We start from the raw sequence: 16449 nt of genomic DNA, 5'->3' as shown, positions 1-16449 counted from the left end.
TCACGGAAAGGGAGGCCGGTTCTCGCTTGTCGTCACCGAAATCATCCGGCAGCCTGGGGAGGCATGGAAGAACGCACTTTCAAGTCACCTGGTCACTGCGCGGGAACCGAGCAGGAGTACGAGGTGCTTCAGTGGGACACCCGCGAGGGGTGCGAGGTGCGCCAGATCCTCGACCGCGTCGCCGACAAGTGGTCGCTGCTGACCATCGCCCACCTGGAGCGCCAGTCGCTCCGCTTCTCCGAGCTCCGCCGCCGCATCGAGGGCATCAGTCAGCGCATGCTGACCGTGACCCTCCGCCAGCTCGAACGGGACGGCCTCGTCCGCCGGACCGTCCACCCTGTCGTCCCGCCCCGCGTCGAGTACGCGCTCACCCCGCTCGGCGCGACCCTCCACACCACCATCCAGGCCCTCGTCGACTGGACCGAGAGCCATCAGCAGGAGATCGCCCAGGCGCGCGCGACCTACGACCGCCGCCAGGAGGAGGTGCTGACCCCGTAGGCCGCCCGGCGGGCGTGCGGACGCACCCAGGTCGCCCTCAGCACCTGTCTGTTCGCGGCTCACCCTCCGCTCGCCGCCACGCGCGCACCCGCCCGCCGGTCCCGGCGGTCATGCCGGTCCCGGGGCGTCCGGGGCCTCCGCGAGCATCGCGCGCAGCCGTCCCGCGGCCGCCGCCACGTCCGTCACGAACGAGTCCCGTCCCGCCGAGACCGCCGCCCGGGAGGCCACCTCCAGGGCGTCCCCCCACGGCCCGGCGAGCTCCGGCAGCAGGTCCGGCGCCGCGTCGCCCGCCCGGCGGACGATCGAGTCGCAGACGAGATGGGTCTCCAGCGCGATCCGCCACGCCTCCGCGACCCGGCCCTCCCGCAGCAGCAGATCCGCCGCCCGCACCAGCAGGGCCGCCTTCGGCGCGAACGCGGAGCCCATCCGCACCCGCACGGACGACGAGTACGACTCGTGCCCCGTCAGCTCCTCCCGCAGCGCCGCCAGTTCGCCCCGGGACGGCGCCGCGTCCCGCCGCTCCCGCAGCAGCTCCTCGCCCGCCGCGAGCGCGTCCGCCAGCGACGGCGGCAGCGGCAGCGCGGCCGCCTCCTCCTCCCGGTCCACCGCCCCCGGCTCCAGTTCGTCGGCGCGCGCCAGCAGCGGCGCGGCCTGCCGCACCCGGCCGGAGAGCCGCAGGTGCAGCCCCTCCCGGGCCAGCGCCCGCCCGAGCCCGCCGACGCCCGCCTCCGCCGTCTCCCGCACCACCAGGTCCACCCCGAGCGCCGCGTCCCAGTCGCCCCGCGCGGCCTCCAGGCGCGAGGCGGTGTCCCCGGCCGCGTCCGCCATGTACCCGGCCTCCTCCCGGCCGAGCCCGCCCCGCTGCCGCGTCAGGTCCTTGTACCGGGCCAGCGACTGCCGGGCGCAGGCCAGCGCCTGGTCCACGTCCCCGACCTTCAGCTGCACCACCGACGCCAGCGCCAGCACCCGCGCGAAGTCCGGGAGCAGCGGATGCGGCGACTCGTACGCCCCCGCCGCCACGTAGGCGCCGATCGCCCGGTCCACGTCCGTGAGCGCCGCCAGCGGGCGCCCCGCCTCCCCGTACGCCCGCGCCCGTCGTATCAGCGCGTCCGCCGCCAGCAGCGGAGCGTTCGGCAGCGCGCTTCTGCCGTACGCGTCCACGCACGCGCCCAGGTCCGCCACCGCCTCCTCGGTCTGCCCGAGCGCGAGCCGCGTCGAGGCCCGCGCGTACAGCAGCGCACCCCGCATGTGCCACAGCCGCGGTTCGTCCGGCGTCGCCCGGCACAGCTCGTCCAGATGGCGCGCCGACCGGTCGAACGCGTCGAGCGCCGCCCCGGCCCTGCTCGGCAGCACCTGGTGACCGACGCCCTGCTCGTACGCCTCCTGCGTCAGCCGGGTCAGCCGCTCGGCCTCCTCGGCCGTCATCCGCACGACCGCTTCCGGGGCCTCCACGGCCCGCCCGCCCGGCGCCCCGCCCGCCGGCGCCGCCCCGGCGCCCTTCCGCCCCCGTCGCCCGAAGAACCCCACGCGAACCTCCCCGTCGTCGTCCGTACCCCTCGCCAGCATCATGTCCCCCACCCCCCGCCCCCGACACCCCTGTGGACGACGGCCTGTGGAAAACCCGTGGTCGCCGGGGATTCCGGCCGGATACGGTCCCCGCCATGACCAGCACCCGCCCCCCGTCCCCGCCGCGCCCGACGACGACCCTCTGGCGCCCCACCGGCCCCGAGGAGCTCGCCCTCGTCCGCGAGCGGGACTGGCGTGCCTGGCCGCCCCGCCTGCCCGACCAGCCGATCTTCTACCCGGTGCTGAACGAGGACTACGCGATCCGCATCGCCCGCGACTGGAACGTGAAGCACAGCGGCGTCGGATACGTCACCCGCTTCGAGGTCGACTCCGCCTTCCTCGCCCGCTACCCGGTCCAGCAGGCCGGCGGCCGCACGATCCTGGAGCTGTGGGTCCCCGCCGAGGAGCTGGACGAGTTCAACGCCCACATCGTCGGACCGATCACCGTCACCCGCGAGTTCCGCTGAACGCGGCGGACGCGGAAGGGCCGGCGGAAGGGCCGGCGGAGGGGCCGGCGGAAAGGCCCAGGGAGGGGCCCGCGGAGGGGTTCGCTGAGGAGTCCACGGAGGGTCCGGCGGAAGGAGCAGCGGAAAGACCAACGGGGTCGCACAACCTTTCGGTTGCTCGTGGGTCTCATGGGGTGGCAGGCGCGTGACGTGCCTGCCGTGAAGGCCGAGTCCTGCCGCCCCAGGAGGAACCGCACGTGCTTCCGTCCCGCCCGCACCGCCGCCGCCTCGCCGCAGCCGTCAGCATCGCCCTCGCCGCGACCACCGGAGTGGGCCTGCTGACCGCTCCCGCCCACGCCGCGCCCCCCGCGGCCGTCGCCGTGAACACCGCCGAGGCCGCCGTCGCGTACCCCCAGGGGAACGAGCACGACCTGGTCGCCGCCGGACTGACCGGCTACCTCACGCGCAACCAGAACAACGGCGACTACGCGTGGCGGCGGTTCGACGGCGCGCCCGGCGAGACGTTCGGCGACTTCACCCAGCTGCGGTCCACCCGGACCGACGACTACCTCGTCGTCGCCGGCCACTCCTCGGTGACCCAGCGGAACCTGACCACCGGCGCCTCGCTCCAGATCCCCGTGTCGATGCGGATCGGCGACGCCGTCTACGCCGGATCCGCCGCCGACGCCGTCTTCACGGCGCTCCGCAGCGACGAGGGCAGCGTGCTGCGCAGCCACACCGCCGCCGGCACCGCCACCGTCTCCGGCTTCCCCGACGGCGCGACGGAGATGTCCGTCACCGGCGCCGACCCCGACCACGCCCTCGTCACCTTCCAGGTCGGCACCACCGACAAGTGGGGTCTCATCGACCTCGCCACCGGCACCGTGGGCGAGATCCACGACCGTACGCGCGCGTCGTCGGGAGGCGATGTCGCGGCCTCCGCGACGCACGTCGCCTGGACCGAGGGCGGCACCACCGCGAACCCGAAGGTGTTCGTCCTGGACCGCGCCACGGACGAGGTGCGGGAGATCCCGGTCCCCGACGCGCCGTCGGACGCGCTCAAGGTCGGACTGCTCGCCGGCTGGGTGGTGTTCGGCGAGGCCGACGGCATCGCGTACGGGGAGCCGAACCCGCTCTACCCGCTCGTCGCGTACAGCCTGACCGACCCCGCCGCGGCCCCGGTGACGCTGCTCGACCACCTCACCTCCGCCGCCGCCGGTCCCGAGGGCAGCCTGTACGTGCGCGGCGGCCTCGTCGGCAAGGGCGAGGGCCTGTACCGGATCGAGGACAAGGGCGGCGCGGAGCCGGAGACCGCCCTCGTGGCCGCGACCGGCGAGCCGACCGAGATCGTGATCGGCCCCGGCGGGCCGCCCGCGGTGGTCGACCTCGACAAGAACGGCGGGAAGGTCTCCTTCGCCTGGGACTTCTCCCGGACCACCGTCGACATCAAGGTCACCCTGCGGCACGTCCGCACCGGCCGGACCAGCCAGATGTTCGAGACCCACCCGTACGTCACCACCGTGCCGTTCACCTGGGACGGCACCGCCGGTTCCCACTACGAGGGCGCCCCCAACGGCGCCTACACCTGGACGGTCGAGGCCAAGCCGCTCAACGGCATCGGCCCCACCGCCACCGCCACGGGCGGCTTCACGGTCACCCGCGCCACCCGGCCGCACGACTTCAACGACAACGCCGGCCTCGACCTGCTGAGCCGCGACACGTCCGGCCGCCTCTGGCGCCAGGACTCCCACTACAGCCCGTACGCCAACGACGGGCAGATCATCGACGTGGACGCGCCCGTGTCCGTCGGCAACGGCTGGCAGATCTACGACCGGATCGAGGCGACCGGCAACCTCGCGGGCTCGGCGGTCGGCGACCTCGTCGCCCGCGACCGGGACGGCGTGCTCTGGCTCTACCAGGGCAACGGCACCGGCGGCTTCGCCACCCGCGTCCGGGTCGGCGGCGGCTGGCAGATCTACGACAAGATCTCCGGCGGGTCCGACCTCACCGGCGACGGGCGCGCCGACGTCCTCGCCACCGACCGCACCGGCGTCCTGTGGCTGTACCCGTCCACCGGGAAGGCCACCTCCCCCTTCGCCACCCGCAAGCGGATCGGCGCCGGCTGGGGCGGCTACACCAAGCTCGTCGCCACCGGGAACATCGGCGGCGCCGCCGCCGGCGACGTCGTCGCCCGCGACAAGGACGGCGTCCTGTGGCAGTACCTCGGCAAGGGCGACGGCACCCTGGCGCAGCGCACGCGCGTGGGCGGCGGATGGAACACGTACACCCACATCGTCGCCGTCGGCGACTCCACCGGTGACGGGCGCGCCGACCTGGTCGGCCTCAGCCCCGACGGCAACTGGCTGTACAAGGGCACCGGGAGCTGGAGCGCCCCCTTCAAGGGCCGTGAACTCATGGGCCAGACCCGCCCGGTGAACGCCGCGCAGCTCGTCTTCTGACGGGACCGGGTGGTCCTTCCGGCGCGCCTCCGCGCCGGAAGGACCACCCGGGGCTCAGCCCTTGCTGACCGCCGCCAGGATCTCCGGCAGGCGCTTCACCATCCGGCCCGACATCAGCTTCAGGGCGCCCCAGGTCAGCAGGGCGCCGTAGGTGACGCCCAGCGGCAGCAGCAGCCACAGCAGGCCGTCCTGGTCGCTCACGCGCAGCCAGACCAGCAGGGCGATCAGCGGCGCGCACAGCAGCGGGCCGCCGAACATGCCGCCGAAGATCGCGGCGACCGCCATCCCGCCCTGGCCCGGCGCCACGTTGCGGCGCGAGTCCTGGGGGACCGCGTACGGGTATCTGACGGACGCGACCACGCCCAGCGCCAGCATCGCGCCCAGCAGGGCGGCCGCCAGGCCGAAGACCTCCGGGAGCTGCGTCCAGCCGCCCGTGACCAGCGCCGTCCCCACGGCGACGACCACCGTGAACGGCACCGTGATCACGAGCATCACGTACACCCGGTCACGCAGCTCCGCGTACGCGTCCGCCGGCGACGAGATCGTCTGCGCCACCATCCAGAACGCCGACGAGTCCTGCCCGAACTGGTTGAACATCTGCACGCCGAGCATCCCGGACGCGAAGCACGCCCAGTAGACCGAACCGGCCTCCTGGAAGGCGTTGAACATCGGCACCAGCGCGCCGACCGCCAGCGCCGACACCCACGCGGCCTTCGTCTTCGGGTCGCGCCAGATGTAGCGGAGGCAACGTTCCATCACCGCACCCGTACGGCCCCCGGGCAGCAGCCGGGCCAGCAGCCCGCGCCCCTCGGCCGGGTCCCGCACCGCCTCCGGCGCCGCCCCGATGGTCGAACCGTCCGGCTCGTCCATCAGCCGCACCAGGCTCCGGCGCCACCACCACAGCAGCGCCACCAGCACGACCACCGCGGGCACCAGCCGCGCCACGGCCACCACGAGGTCCCCGTCCGCGGCCGACCGCACCGCCGCCACCGCGGAGGCCGGCGGCAGCCAGCCCACCACCGACGCGACCGTGTCGAGCACCGAGAGGTCCTTCGCGCGGCCCAGCGCCTGGGCGCCGAAGTTGACGGCCTGGATGCCCAGGGCGATCACCAGACCGCTCAGCAGCGCCATGTCCCGCCCCTTGCGGGAGGACAGCAGCCGCACGTTCGCCGTCGCGATGGCCCGCGACAGCGCCACGCACACCAGCAGCACCAGCGGCACCGCCACCACCGCGGACACCCACGCCGCGGTGCCGTGCGCCACGGCGACGACGGCCCCGACCGCCAGACAGAGCGTGAAGAGCGGGCCGATGCCCACGAGGGAGGCCACGAGCAGCGCCCGCACCAGCGGCTGCGGCCGCAGCGGCAGCATCACCAGGCGCGAGGGGTCCAGCGTCTCGTCCCCGCTCGGCAGGAACAGCGGCATCACCGCCCAGCCGAGCGCGAAGATCCCGACCGTGATCACCGAGACCGCCCCGGCCGCCGCGTTCCCCCGCAGCAGCAGGAATCCCAGCACCATGAAGGCGGCGATCGCCAGCACCACCACCAGGGACGCCACGAACGCGGCCGTGCGCCCGCCCGACTGCCGCAGCCCGTTCCGCATCAGCGACAGCTTCAGCCGTACGAAGATCGGGGTGAGCGGCACCGGAGCCGCGGCGGCCCCCGCCGTCCGCGCCGTCATCGCGTCTCGCCCTTGCCGCCCAGCCAGTCCAGCGAATCGCCCGCGGCGGCCCGGCCGTTCGCGCCGACCAGCTCCAGGAACGCCTCCTGGAGGGTGGCCGCGGAGCCCTTCACCTCCGCCAGCGGCCCCTGCGCCCGGATCCGGCCCCCGGCCATCACCGCGACCCAGTCGCACAGCGACTCCACCAGTTCCATCACGTGGCTGGAGAAGACGACGGTGGCGCCGGAGGCCGTGTACCGCTCCAGGACGCCCCGGATGGTCTGCGCCGACACCGGGTCGACGCCCTCGAAGGGCTCGTCGAGGAAGAGCACGTCGGGGTTGTGCAGCAGCGCCGCCGCCAGACCGATCTTCTTCCGCATGCCGGTCGAGTAGTCGACGACCAGCTTGTGCTGCGAACCGGCCAGGTCGAGCACGTCGAGGAGCTGGGTGGCGCGCTTGTCGACCTCCGCACCGGGCAGCCCCCGCAGCCGCCCGCTGTAGGCCAGGAGTTCACGGCCCGAGAGCCGCTCGAAGAGACGCAGCCCCTCCGGCAGGATCCCGATCCGCTCCTTCACGCGGGCCACCGACTCGGGGTCCTGCCACACGTCGTGGCCGGCCACCCGGATCCGGCCGGAGTCCGGCCGCAGCAGGCCGGTGATCATGGAGAGGGTGGTGGTCTTGCCCGCCCCGTTGGGCCCGACCAGTCCGATGAACTTCCCCGCCGGCAGCACCAGATCGATCCCGCTCACCGCGATCTGCTGCCCGAACCGCTTCCACACCCCCTCCACCTGCACCGCGGGCGCCGCCCCGGAAGAATCCGGTGCGGCGCCCGTCGGTTCGAACGCTCCGTCAAATGCCTGGTCAGGCATGGTCCGTCAACCCTTCGGTCGTCCCCGTACGGCGCTGCGCGCGCCGTCCGGCCACCCTACGGGGCGGCCCGCGGGAACGACCGGGTCAGGGACGGCGGGCCCGTGATTCGGCCGCCTCGCGCCCGCACGCGTACGCGAGCGCGCTGATCAGCTCCTCCGCGTCCGGGAGCCAGCGGTTGGCCGGCGTGGGCCGCCGGGCCCACTGCACCGCGCCCCGGCCGCCGATCCGGGTGGGCGGGGCCGCCACGTAATGGCCCTCCCCGCGTGTGGTGAGGTCGAGCGAGGCCGGGGCCCAGCCGAGCTTGCGGATCAGGTCGGGGACCTTGGCGGAGGCGCCGGGCAGCACGAAGAAGAACATCCGGCGGTCCGGGGTGCAGGTCACCGGCCCCAGCGTCAGCTCCATGCGCTCCATGCGGGCGAGCGCGAGGAAACCGGCCGCCTCGGGGACCTCGATCGCGTCGAAGGTGCGGCCGGTGGGGAGGAGGATCGACGACTTCGGCTGCTTCGACCACATGCGCCGGGCGCCGACCGCGCTCCCGGTCGCCAGCGTCGCCCAGTCGGGCTTCACGGCGTGGCCGCCCGGCAGCGGGCAGTCGGCGGTGCCGCAGGAGCAGCGCTCCCGGCCGTCGACGGCTTCCAGCCAGGTCCCCGGGAACACGTCCCAGTGCCGCTCTTCCGCATACCGCACGGCGCTGTCGAGCAGCTGCTCGCCTCGCTGCTGGGGGATCTGTGCGGCTTCCGTCGTGACTCCGATGGTCTCATCCACGGTGAAGACAACTGCGCCCGTCACCTGGGGTTACGGGCGGGGCGGCGCCGGGAGTGAGGCATCGATCCTGCATGCGGGGCGCATGGGTGCACGCGCGGGGGCGCGCGGGGGACCGGGGAGCGGGGGAGGGGTACGGAAAGGGCGGGACGGACGCGGGCCGGGGGGTGGGGCAGGGTGCCGCACACCGTCGGCCGACGTGTCCGGTTTCGCGTGTTCACATCGGCATTGACCGGATATTCGCAGGGCAGTGATCATTCCGTGTCCGTACCTGTCCCGTCTGGGGGTTCCACTCATGGCAGCCAGGCCACTCGTGCCGCGACAGCCCAACGAACGGCTCCAGGCGCTCATCCAGGAGGCCGCGTGTTCCAACGCCGGTCTCGCCCGCAGGGTCAACATGGTCGGCGCGGAGCGCGGCCTCGACCTGCGGTACGACAAGACCTCGGTGGCGCGCTGGCTGCGAGGGCAGCAGCCGCGCGGCCGGGCGCCCGGCGTCATCGCCGAGGCCATCGGCCGCAAGCTGGGGCGCACGGTGACGATCGACGAGGTGGGGATGGCCAACGGCCGGAACCTCGCGGCGGGCGTCGGCCTCCAGTTCGCGCCGACGGTGCTCGGCGCGATCGAGCAGGTCTGCGAGCTGTACCGGAGCGACGTGGGCCGCCGGGACTTCCTGACCGGTTCCGCGGTCGCCGCCTCGGCGCTCGTGGAACCGAGCCGGGACTGGCTGATCACCGGCGCGGACGCGCAGGTGGCGCGCGCGGCCGGCGCCCGGGTCGGCCGCTCGGACGTGGCGGCGGTACGGGAGATGACGGCGGCGCTCGTCGACCTGGACCGGCGCTTCGGCAGCGGGCACGTCCGCCCGGTGGTGGTCCACTACCTCGACAGCGTGGTCGCCGGGATGCTGTCGGGCTCGTACCGGGAGGCGGTCGGCCGGGAGCTGTTCGGCGCGGTGGCCCGACTGACCGAGCTGGCCGGGTACATGGCCGTGGACACGGGCGAACCGGGCCTGGCCCAGCGGTACTACATCCAGGCGCTGCGGCTCGCGCAGGCGGCCGGGGACCGGGCGTACGGCGGCTACGTGCTGGCCGCGTCGATGAGCCACCTGGCGGCGGAGCTCGGGAACCCCCGGGAGATCGCCCAGTTGGCGCGGGCCGCCCAGGAGGGGACCCGGGGCGGGGTGCCGCCGCGGGCCGAGGCGATGTTCCTGGCGGCGGAGGCACGCGGGCACGCGCTGATGGGCGACGTCCGGGCCTTCGAGTCGACGGCGGGGCGCGCCGTGCGCGCGCTGGAGCTGGCCGATCCGGAGTCCGGTGACGACCCGGTGTGGATCGCCCACTTCGACCGGTCGTACCTCGCGGACGAACTGGCGCACTGCCACCGGGACCTGGGGCGCGCCGAGGCGGCGGTCCGGTCGGCGGAGGAGGCGCTGGCCGGGCACCCGGAGGGGCGGGCGCGGCGGCGGGCGATCGGGCTCGCGCTGCTGGCGTCCGCGCGGGTGCAGCAGCGGGAGATCGAGGAGGCGTGCCGCGCGGGCACGCGCGCGCTCGAACTGCTCGGCACCCTGCGGTCGTCGCGCGGCGCCGAGTACCTGGAGGATCTGAGGGACCGCCTGGAGCCGTTCGCGGGCGAGGCGGTGGTCCGGGAGTTCGAGGCCCGTCTGGAGGTGCACGCGGCGTAGCTCCTCCCCGGGCGGACGGTCCGCGGGCCGGACCCGTTCCGTACGAAGGGTGTTACCGGGCTCACACGTGTGTGCGGAGCCATGGGCGCACCCGGTAGCGTGACCCGACGATTCCGTAGGTCCATCAGTAGGAGTCCCGGTGACGCAGAACGGACAGGGTCCGGAGCAGGGGGGCGCGCAGGCGTGGGGCGGTGCCTGGGGGCCCGCGGGCGCCCAGCCCCAGCCGGGCGGGCAGCCGCTGCCTCCGGCGCAGCCACTGCCCCCCGAGGCGCCGGCCGCCGGTGATCTCCAGGCCACCCAGTACATAGCCCCGGTGCCGCCGCAGCCGCAGGGCGCCCCCGGGGGGATGCCGCCGGCCGGTCCGCCGGCCGGGTACGGCTACCCGCCGCCGGTCGCCGCGCACGGCGACCTGCAGGCGACCCAGCACATCGCGCCCGTGCCGGGCGGTGTGCCGCCGGTGGGTCCGCCCGCCGGGTACGGCTACCCGCCGCCGGCCGCGGCTCCGGCCGCCGACCTGCAGGCCACCCAGCACATCGCGCCCGTGCCGCCGCAGGCCGGTCCCGGGGGCGGGGCGCAGACGCAGTTCCTGGGGACCGGCAGGCTGCCGCAGCCGCCCGCCCCGGCCGGTGCCTCCGACGCGACCCAGTACATGGCGCCCGTGCCGGGTGGTCCCGTGCCGGGTGGTCCCGTGCCGGGTGGTCCCGTGCCGGGTGGTCCCGTGCCCGGGGGCCCCGGTCCGTCGCAGCCGCCCGCGGAGTTCGACAGCCTCTTCCGGGACGCGGCGCCGGCGCAGCCCGCGCCTCCGGCGTACCAGCAGCCCGCCCCGGCCCCGTACCAGCAGCATCCGCCGCAGCACCAGGCGCCGCCGCAGCAGCAGTACGGCTACCAGGGCGGTGGCGGCTACCAGGCGCCCGGCGGCCACCAGGAGGCGTACTACTACGACGACGAGCCGGAGCCCTCGCGGCGGAAGTCGCCGGTCGCGCTGATCGCGGCCGTGGTGGTGGGCTGCGCGGTCGTCGGCCTCGGTGTGGGCGCGCTGCTCAGCGGCGGCGACGAGAAGGAGCCCACGACGGGGCAGAGCGCCGCCCCGAGCTCGCAGGCCCCGGCGACGGGCGACGGTGCCTCCGAGGCGCCGGAGAAGAAGGACGACCCGGCCGAGCCGCAGGCGAAGGAGCTGGACAAGCTCCTCGCGACGAGCAACGACAGCCGGGACACGGTGATCAGCTCGGTCGAGGCGATCAAGCAGTGCAAGAACCTCGACAAGGCCGCCGCCGACCTGCGCGGCGCGGCCGAGCAGCGCCGGAGCCTGGTGACCAAGCTCCAGACGATCGGCGTGGACAAGCTGCCCGACAACCAGGCGCTGACGGCGGCGCTCACGCGCGCGTGGCAGGCGTCGGCCGCGGCCGACGACCACTACGCGGGCTGGGCGGACCAGATGAAGGCCAAGAACGCCTGCAAGGGCGGCAAGGCCAAGAACACCAACCGGCTCAAGGCGGCCAGCGACAAGAGCGCCGAGGCGACCAAGGCCAAGAAGGAGGCGGCCGGGCTGTGGAACCCGACCGCCGAGAAGTACGGACTGTCGAAGCGGTCCGCCACCCAGCTGTAGGCGGCGGACCGGGGCGGGTCAGCCGCGGTTGGTGACGGTCGGGCCGACGTCGACGAAGCCGGGCTTCTGGGCGACGAGCCGGCCCTTCCGCACCACCTGGAACGTGACCTCGTGGTTGACGATCCGGGGGAAGTCCGGGGCGCCGAGCAGGTCCTCGTACATCCAGCGCAGCTTCGGGGTGAGGCCGCCGGTGTCCACCTGGGCGCCGCGGTCGAGGGCCTCGGTGATGCGGGAGGCGGTGATCGTGTCCCTGTCGAGGGACTCGACGACCTCCTTGAGGACGGTGTAGGCGATCCAGGTCGTCTGGACGCCGGTGTCGGTCGGGTCGACGCGGTTGTCGGCGAAGGCGTGCTCCTTGATGACCTTCCGCATCGGCTCCCAGCTCCTGTCCTCCGCCTCCGGGTACCAGCCGGTGACGTAGGCGCCCTCGAAGGGGCTGCGGGCGCCGCCGGTGCGGTCGATGACGGGCTGGCCGACGCTGCCGAGGACGGAGGAGATCCGGACGGATCCCCTGTCGTCGTCGGAGGTCTCCTGGGCGCCCCCCGCCCCCCGCGGCAGGCGGCGGAAGGAGTCGAAGAAGGTCTGGGTCCGCTCGCCGAGCACGGCGGCGACACAGCCGTCCTCCGTGCCCGCCTTGTCCCGGGCGCGGGTGGCCTGGGCGGTGTACTCGGTGGCGTCCTCGACGGCCGGGATGTCGACGGCGCCGCGCTTGCTCGCCTTCTTCAGCCCGGCGTCGAGGAGCCGGGGCAGCCGGTCGCCGGCGAGGGTGTCGGGGCGGACCAGGGAGACCTGGTCGCAGGACTCGGCCAGCTGCATGCCGTGCCCGGCGACGAGCGCGGCGAGACCGCCGTTGACGGGGTACGACAGGTGGCTGGTGAACTCGTCCTCGGTGAGGCCGTAGCCGCCGATGTACGGGATGCCGGCCGCTTCGAGGGGGGCCATGAAGGCGCGCCCGTTCTGGCTGTACGAGCCCACGACGGCGACCGCGTTCTCACGGACCGCGCGGCGGGCGCACGCGGCGGCGCCGGCCGGGGTGTTCTGTTCGTTGCAGGTGAGGACGCGCAGTTCGTGCCCGTCGATGCCGCCCTGGGAGTTCACCCAGCGCGCGTACGTCTGGGCCATGGCGGGCATGCCGGGCATGTTGGTCGCACGGGTCTGGTCGGGTGCCCAGGTCATCACCGTGACGGGCTCCCTGGAGCCCCCCGTGGCACCAGGGAGCACGCCACACCCGGTGAGGAGCGACGCGCCGGCCGCCGCGGCGGTGACGGACGCGAGAAGTGAGGACAGTCGCCTACCGGTCATGGGCATGCACCATTCCGGCTCACGGGTAACGCGGGAGTGTGCACCGTTCAACGGTGGGTGACATGGAGGTGAATTACGGGGGTCGGGGCCCCTAAGAGGAGGGTGTGAGTCCGGTTGTCGGTGGCGAACCGTACGATCGAGCGATGTCCAGTTCCGTCCCCGGTCCGGTTAACTCTTCCCGTCGCGGCCGTCGCTCCTCCACCATGGGCGGCATGCCGCTCAACGACATGCCGTGGTGGCGCTGGCGCACCAATGTGCGCTCGGCGCTGCACATGCTCTCCGACCCCGGGTTCCACCGGTCCGTCTGGCTCGCGGGCCAGGACGGGTACGGGGACGTCACCGACGCCGTCTACCGGCTCGTCGAGGACACCTGGCTCGACAGCTGGTCCGCCGAGCGCTACGTCGGCGCGATCTTCCGGGACTCCGCCGAGGCCCAGCTCGTCGACGTCGCCGTCCTGCGGGTCCTGCGGATCCTCCACCAGGTCGGCCCCGACGCGCCCTTCTCCGCCTACCAGGAGCACCCCGGCTGGCCCGAGGCCGTCCAGGCGGCCCGCGAGGCCCACGTACGGCTCGCGACCGCCGACGGGGACGACCCGGACGCGCCGCCGCGCTCCCTGGACGTCCTGCGGATCCTCACCCGCGCCTGAGACCGGGCGGGGGGCGGGTCCGGTGGACGGACGGAGGTACGGACCGGGCGGCGCGTTGTGGCACGCTGTCCGGATGACCGACCAGTACGTCCTCACCATCTCGTGCCCGGACAAGCAGGGCATCGTGCACGCCGTGTCGAGCTACCTCTTCATCACCGGATGCAACATCGAGGACAGTCAGCAGTTCGGAGACCGCGACACGGGTCTCTTCTTCATGCGGGTCCACTTCTCGGCCGAGCAGCCGGTGACCGTGGAGAAACTGCGGGCGAGCTTCGCGGCGGTGGGCGACTCCTTCCAGATGGACTGGCAGATCCACCTCGCCGACGAGCGCATGCGGGTCGTGCTCATGGTCTCGAAGTTCGGCCACTGCCTGAACGACCTGCTCTTCCGGTCCTCGATCGGGGCGCTGCCCGTCGAGATCGTCGCCGTCGTCTCCAACCACACCGACTTCGCCGAACTGGTCGCCTCCTACGACCTGCCGTTCCGGCACATCCCCGTCACGAAGGACACCAAGCCGGCCGCCGAGGCCGAGCTGCTGGCCCTCGTCGAGGAGGAGAACGTCGAGCTCGTCGTCCTCGCCCGCTACATGCAGGTGCTCTCCGACGACCTCTGCAAGCGGCTCTCCGGGCGGATCATCAACATCCACCACTCCTTCCTGCCGAGCTTCAAGGGCGCCAAGCCGTACCACCAGGCGCACGCGCGCGGCGTGAAGCTCATCGGGGCGACGGCGCACTACGTCACGGCGGACCTCGACGAGGGGCCGATCATCGAGCAGGAGGTCGAGCGCGTCGGGCACGAGGTCACGCCCGACCAGCTCGTCGCGGTGGGGCGGGACGTGGAGTGCCAGGCGCTGGCGCGGGCCGTCAAGTGGCACGCCGAGCGCCGCATCCTCCTCAACGGCCGCCGCACCGTCATCTTCGCCTGACCCCCGCCCCGCGGCCCGCGCCGCGCGGCTCCGCCGCATCGTTGTGGAGGCGCGGCGGAGGGCGCCGCCCCGCACCCCCGCGGCCCGCGCCGCCGCGGCCCGTGGGGTGGGGCCTACAGGCGGCTCAGGGAGGCGGCGGCGGAGAGGACGTCCTGGATGGCCTCCCGGTCGCCGTCCTGGCCGGCGGCCGCCTCCTGGGGCGAGATGTGGCCCGCCACGAGCTGGCAGAACTCGACGCCGTCCATGGCGACCTGCGCGACCGTGTGGTCGGGGGAGCCGAGCGCGGCGGGCGAGTCCAGCGCGATGTACCAGTGGCCGCCGCCCGCGCCCTCGACCTCCAGGTGGAGCGAGCGGCCGGGCGCGCCGGCGGCGACGAGGTGGCGGGGCGGCGCCGCGAGGCCGGTGCGGCGGCGGTGGGCCACCGCGGCCGGCAGGAGCCGCGCGGCCAGGTCGATCATGCCGTGCAGGTGCGCGCCGCTCGGCGGGTCGTAGGGGTAGGCCACCGCGTTGGCGATGTCGTCGGCGTGGACCCAGCACTCGAAGGCCCGCTCCAGGAGCGCGTCCTTCAGGGGGAGCGCGAAGTCGCCGTAGGTGACCGTCAGGTCGGACACCCCGCGGCCCGCGAAGGACACGGTCCGGACGAGCGCGTGGCTCTGGTCCCGCCAGGGCGCCCGCAGCGCCCGGTTCGGCGGCCGGTCCAGCGCCTCCCAGAAGGCTTCCGTCCGCTCGGTCGGCGACAGTTCGGGCACGTCGGGGCCGAGCGGGTCGTCCAGGCCGAGCGCGCCGGACACCAGGCCGTCCACGGCGAGGAGGTGGCCGATGACCCCGGCGACGGTCGACTTCCGCCGCACCAGCCGGTCGTCCTCGTACCACTTGAGCCGGACCGGCGCGTGCCACTCCGACTCGCCGATGTCCCGCAGCAGGGCGTCCAGCCGGGCGGTCTCGGCGTCGTAGGGGGTGGCCCAGGAGGGCACAGGGATGCGGGCCGGGCGGCGGCCCAGGCAGTTCTCCAGGACGCGGGACCGCAGCAGCGGGTCGAGGTCCAGGTCCCGGTCCTCGTGCAGCAGCGTCACCGCGTCCCGCAGCCGCAGGGCCTCGTCCGCGCACGGCGCGCACGCGGTGAGGTGGTCCTCCACGGCGCGGGTCTCCGCGGCCGAACACGCCGACAGCGCCCAGGCCCCGAGCAGGGACTTGAGCACCGTGTGGGAGAGCTCCAGGGGCGCCGCCGGGTCGGGCGGCTCCGTCAGGTCCGCGTGGTCGTCGGCGGACTGCCGCGGGCCCGGTATCCAGGGGGCGCGTGCGAGGCCGTCGTCCTCGCCGTTCGCCCCGGTCACAGCGCCCGTCCGTAGCCGCCCGGCGGTCCGTCGAGCGGGCGGGTGTTGGCCGTGGAGAGGAGCTGGAGGCCGAGCCGGAGCCGGCGCCGGGCCTCCTCGTGGCTGATGGAGAGGTCGGCGGCGGTCTGGCGGTAGTCCCGCCGCTGGAAGTACGCCAGTTCGAGCGCCTTGCGGAGCGGGGCCGGCATGGAGGTGACGATGTAGTCGGCGCGGGCCGCGACCGAGGCCCTGCGGACCTTGGCCTCCAGCTCCTCGGCGGAGCCGACGCCGGTCTCCGCGTACGCCGTCGCCTCGGTCTGCCGGAGCCGGTGCACGGCCTGGCGCTGGGTGAGCCGGGCGACCCAGGAGCGCAGGTTGCCCTGCCGGGGGTCGTACGCGTCGGGGTTCTCCCAGATGTAGCCGAAGACCTCGCGGGTGACCTGGTCGGCCGCCTGGTCGTCGTCGAGGACCCGGTGGGCGAGGCTGTGGACGAGGGAGGCGAAGCGGTCGTACAGCTCGCCGAGGGCGGCGGCCTCGCCGCGTGCGAGCCGCTGCTGCATCCTGCGGTCCCAGCGCGGTGGTGTGTCGTTCGCCATCCGAGCCCTCCACCTTCCGCTTCGTGTCCGTGCCTCGCCCGCCGTCGGTCCCTGTCCTGTCCGTCACCCCAAACTAGTGCGACCGGCCGACGACGCACGCCTGTTTGCCGCAAGTGCGGCCT

The 16449-nt window shown here is 74.2% G+C and carries 14 protein-coding genes; 7 read left to right on the top strand and 7 right to left on the bottom strand.

Annotated features, from left to right (window positions below):
- Positions 1–63 precede the first annotated feature (63 nt).
- The gene (locus ACFVU3_RS25080; protein WP_390069475.1) at positions 64–498 is read left to right on the top strand and encodes a winged helix-turn-helix transcriptional regulator; all 435 of its coding nucleotides are present in this window, start codon (positions 64–66) and stop codon (positions 496–498) included.
- Positions 499–606: 108 nt separating this feature from the next.
- Here ACFVU3_RS25080 and ACFVU3_RS25075 read toward each other — a convergent pair whose 3' ends face one another.
- Entirely contained in the window at positions 607–2025 is a 1419-nt protein-coding gene (locus tag ACFVU3_RS25075) for a hypothetical protein (protein WP_390069473.1), read from the bottom strand.
- Positions 2026–2159: 134 nt separating this feature from the next.
- Here ACFVU3_RS25075 and ACFVU3_RS25070 point away from each other — a divergent pair, with 134 nt between their 5' ends.
- Both ACFVU3_RS25070 and ACFVU3_RS25065 read left to right on the top strand, forming a co-directional pair.
- On the top strand, positions 2160–2531 hold the full coding sequence (locus tag ACFVU3_RS25070; RefSeq protein WP_390069470.1) for a hypothetical protein: 372 nt from the start codon (positions 2160–2162) through the stop codon (positions 2529–2531).
- A gap of 236 nt (positions 2532–2767) precedes the next feature.
- Positions 2768–4969, top strand: coding sequence for an FG-GAP repeat domain-containing protein (locus ACFVU3_RS25065; protein ID WP_390069468.1), 2202 nt, complete (start codon positions 2768–2770; stop codon positions 4967–4969).
- Positions 4970–5023: 54 nt separating this feature from the next.
- On the opposite strand, the gene ACFVU3_RS25060 is transcribed toward ACFVU3_RS25065, so the two are convergent.
- From ACFVU3_RS25060 to ACFVU3_RS25050, 3 genes are all read right to left on the bottom strand, one after another.
- Complete coding sequence (locus ACFVU3_RS25060; protein ID WP_390069465.1) at positions 5024–6649, bottom strand: transporter; 1626 nt, start codon at positions 6647–6649, stop codon at positions 5024–5026.
- Positions 6646–7497 carry an ABC transporter ATP-binding protein gene (locus tag ACFVU3_RS25055; protein ID WP_390069463.1) on the bottom strand — a complete coding sequence of 284 codons (852 nt, stop codon included), beginning with the start codon at positions 7495–7497 and terminating at the stop codon, positions 6646–6648. The genes ACFVU3_RS25060 and ACFVU3_RS25055 overlap by 4 nt, the downstream gene beginning before the upstream one ends.
- Before the next feature lie 85 nt (positions 7498–7582).
- Complete coding sequence (locus tag ACFVU3_RS25050; RefSeq protein WP_390069461.1) at positions 7583–8263, bottom strand: bifunctional DNA primase/polymerase; 681 nt, start codon at positions 8261–8263, stop codon at positions 7583–7585.
- A 292-nt stretch (positions 8264–8555) separates the two neighbouring features.
- Here ACFVU3_RS25050 and ACFVU3_RS25045 point away from each other — a divergent pair, with 292 nt between their 5' ends.
- Positions 8556–9938: a transcriptional regulator gene (locus ACFVU3_RS25045; RefSeq protein ID WP_390069459.1), complete on the top strand. Its 1383-nt coding sequence runs from the start codon at positions 8556–8558 to the stop codon at positions 9936–9938.
- 139 nt (positions 9939–10077) lie between these two features.
- Positions 10078–11544, top strand: coding sequence for a hypothetical protein (locus ACFVU3_RS25040; protein ID WP_390069457.1), 1467 nt, complete (start codon positions 10078–10080; stop codon positions 11542–11544).
- An 18-nt stretch (positions 11545–11562) separates the two neighbouring features.
- Here ACFVU3_RS25040 and ACFVU3_RS25035 read toward each other — a convergent pair whose 3' ends face one another.
- Entirely contained in the window at positions 11563–12846 is a 1284-nt protein-coding gene (locus ACFVU3_RS25035; protein ID WP_390069455.1) for an ABC transporter substrate-binding protein, read from the bottom strand.
- 143 nt (positions 12847–12989) lie between these two features.
- Here ACFVU3_RS25035 and ACFVU3_RS25030 point away from each other — a divergent pair, with 143 nt between their 5' ends.
- Positions 12990–13493, top strand: coding sequence for a hypothetical protein (locus ACFVU3_RS25030; RefSeq protein ID WP_390069454.1), 504 nt, complete (start codon positions 12990–12992; stop codon positions 13491–13493).
- Between the two features lie 73 nt (positions 13494–13566).
- Positions 13567–14418 (top strand): formyltetrahydrofolate deformylase, encoded by an 852-nt coding sequence (gene purU, locus ACFVU3_RS25025; RefSeq protein WP_390069452.1) that lies wholly within the window; start codon positions 13567–13569, stop codon positions 14416–14418.
- A gap of 113 nt (positions 14419–14531) precedes the next feature.
- Here the strand turns inward: purU and ACFVU3_RS25020 are convergent, their stop codons facing one another.
- Both ACFVU3_RS25020 and ACFVU3_RS25015 read right to left on the bottom strand, forming a co-directional pair.
- A complete protein-coding gene (locus ACFVU3_RS25020; protein WP_390069450.1) occupies positions 14532–15752 on the bottom strand; it encodes a maleylpyruvate isomerase N-terminal domain-containing protein in 1221 nt (406 codons plus the stop codon).
- Positions 15749–16327, bottom strand: coding sequence for a sigma-70 family RNA polymerase sigma factor (locus ACFVU3_RS25015; RefSeq protein ID WP_390069449.1), 579 nt, complete (start codon positions 16325–16327; stop codon positions 15749–15751). The genes ACFVU3_RS25020 and ACFVU3_RS25015 overlap by 4 nt, the downstream gene beginning before the upstream one ends.
- Positions 16328–16449 lie beyond the last annotated feature (122 nt).

This window comes from Streptomyces sp. NPDC058052 (assembly GCF_042885515.1).
Lineage (GTDB): Bacteria > Actinomycetota > Actinomycetes > Streptomycetales > Streptomycetaceae > Streptomyces.
This window is presented reverse-complemented; position numbering and strand designations above follow the sequence as displayed.

What these genes read in the sequence shown, in the direction of transcription:
- ACFVU3_RS25080 (WP_390069475.1), top strand. Translation starts at nt 64, where the DNA reads ATGGAAGAACGCACTTTCAAGTCACCTGGTCACTGCGCGGGAACCGAG.
- ACFVU3_RS25070 (WP_390069470.1), top strand. Translation starts at nt 2,160, where the DNA reads ATGACCAGCACCCGCCCCCCGTCCCCGCCGCGCCCGACGACGACCCTC.
- ACFVU3_RS25060 (WP_390069465.1), bottom strand. Translation starts at nt 6,649, where the DNA reads ATGACGGCGCGGACGGCGGGGGCCGCCGCGGCTCCGGTGCCGCTCACC.
- ACFVU3_RS25055 (WP_390069463.1), bottom strand. Translation starts at nt 7,497, where the DNA reads ATGCCTGACCAGGCATTTGACGGAGCGTTCGAACCGACGGGCGCCGCA.
- ACFVU3_RS25045 (WP_390069459.1), top strand. Translation starts at nt 8,556, where the DNA reads ATGGCAGCCAGGCCACTCGTGCCGCGACAGCCCAACGAACGGCTCCAG.
- ACFVU3_RS25035 (WP_390069455.1), bottom strand. Translation starts at nt 12,846, where the DNA reads ATGACCGGTAGGCGACTGTCCTCACTTCTCGCGTCCGTCACCGCCGCG.
- ACFVU3_RS25030 (WP_390069454.1), top strand. Translation starts at nt 12,990, where the DNA reads ATGTCCAGTTCCGTCCCCGGTCCGGTTAACTCTTCCCGTCGCGGCCGT.
- purU (WP_390069452.1), top strand. Translation starts at nt 13,567, where the DNA reads ATGACCGACCAGTACGTCCTCACCATCTCGTGCCCGGACAAGCAGGGC.
- ACFVU3_RS25015 (WP_390069449.1), bottom strand. Translation starts at nt 16,327, where the DNA reads ATGGCGAACGACACACCACCGCGCTGGGACCGCAGGATGCAGCAGCGG.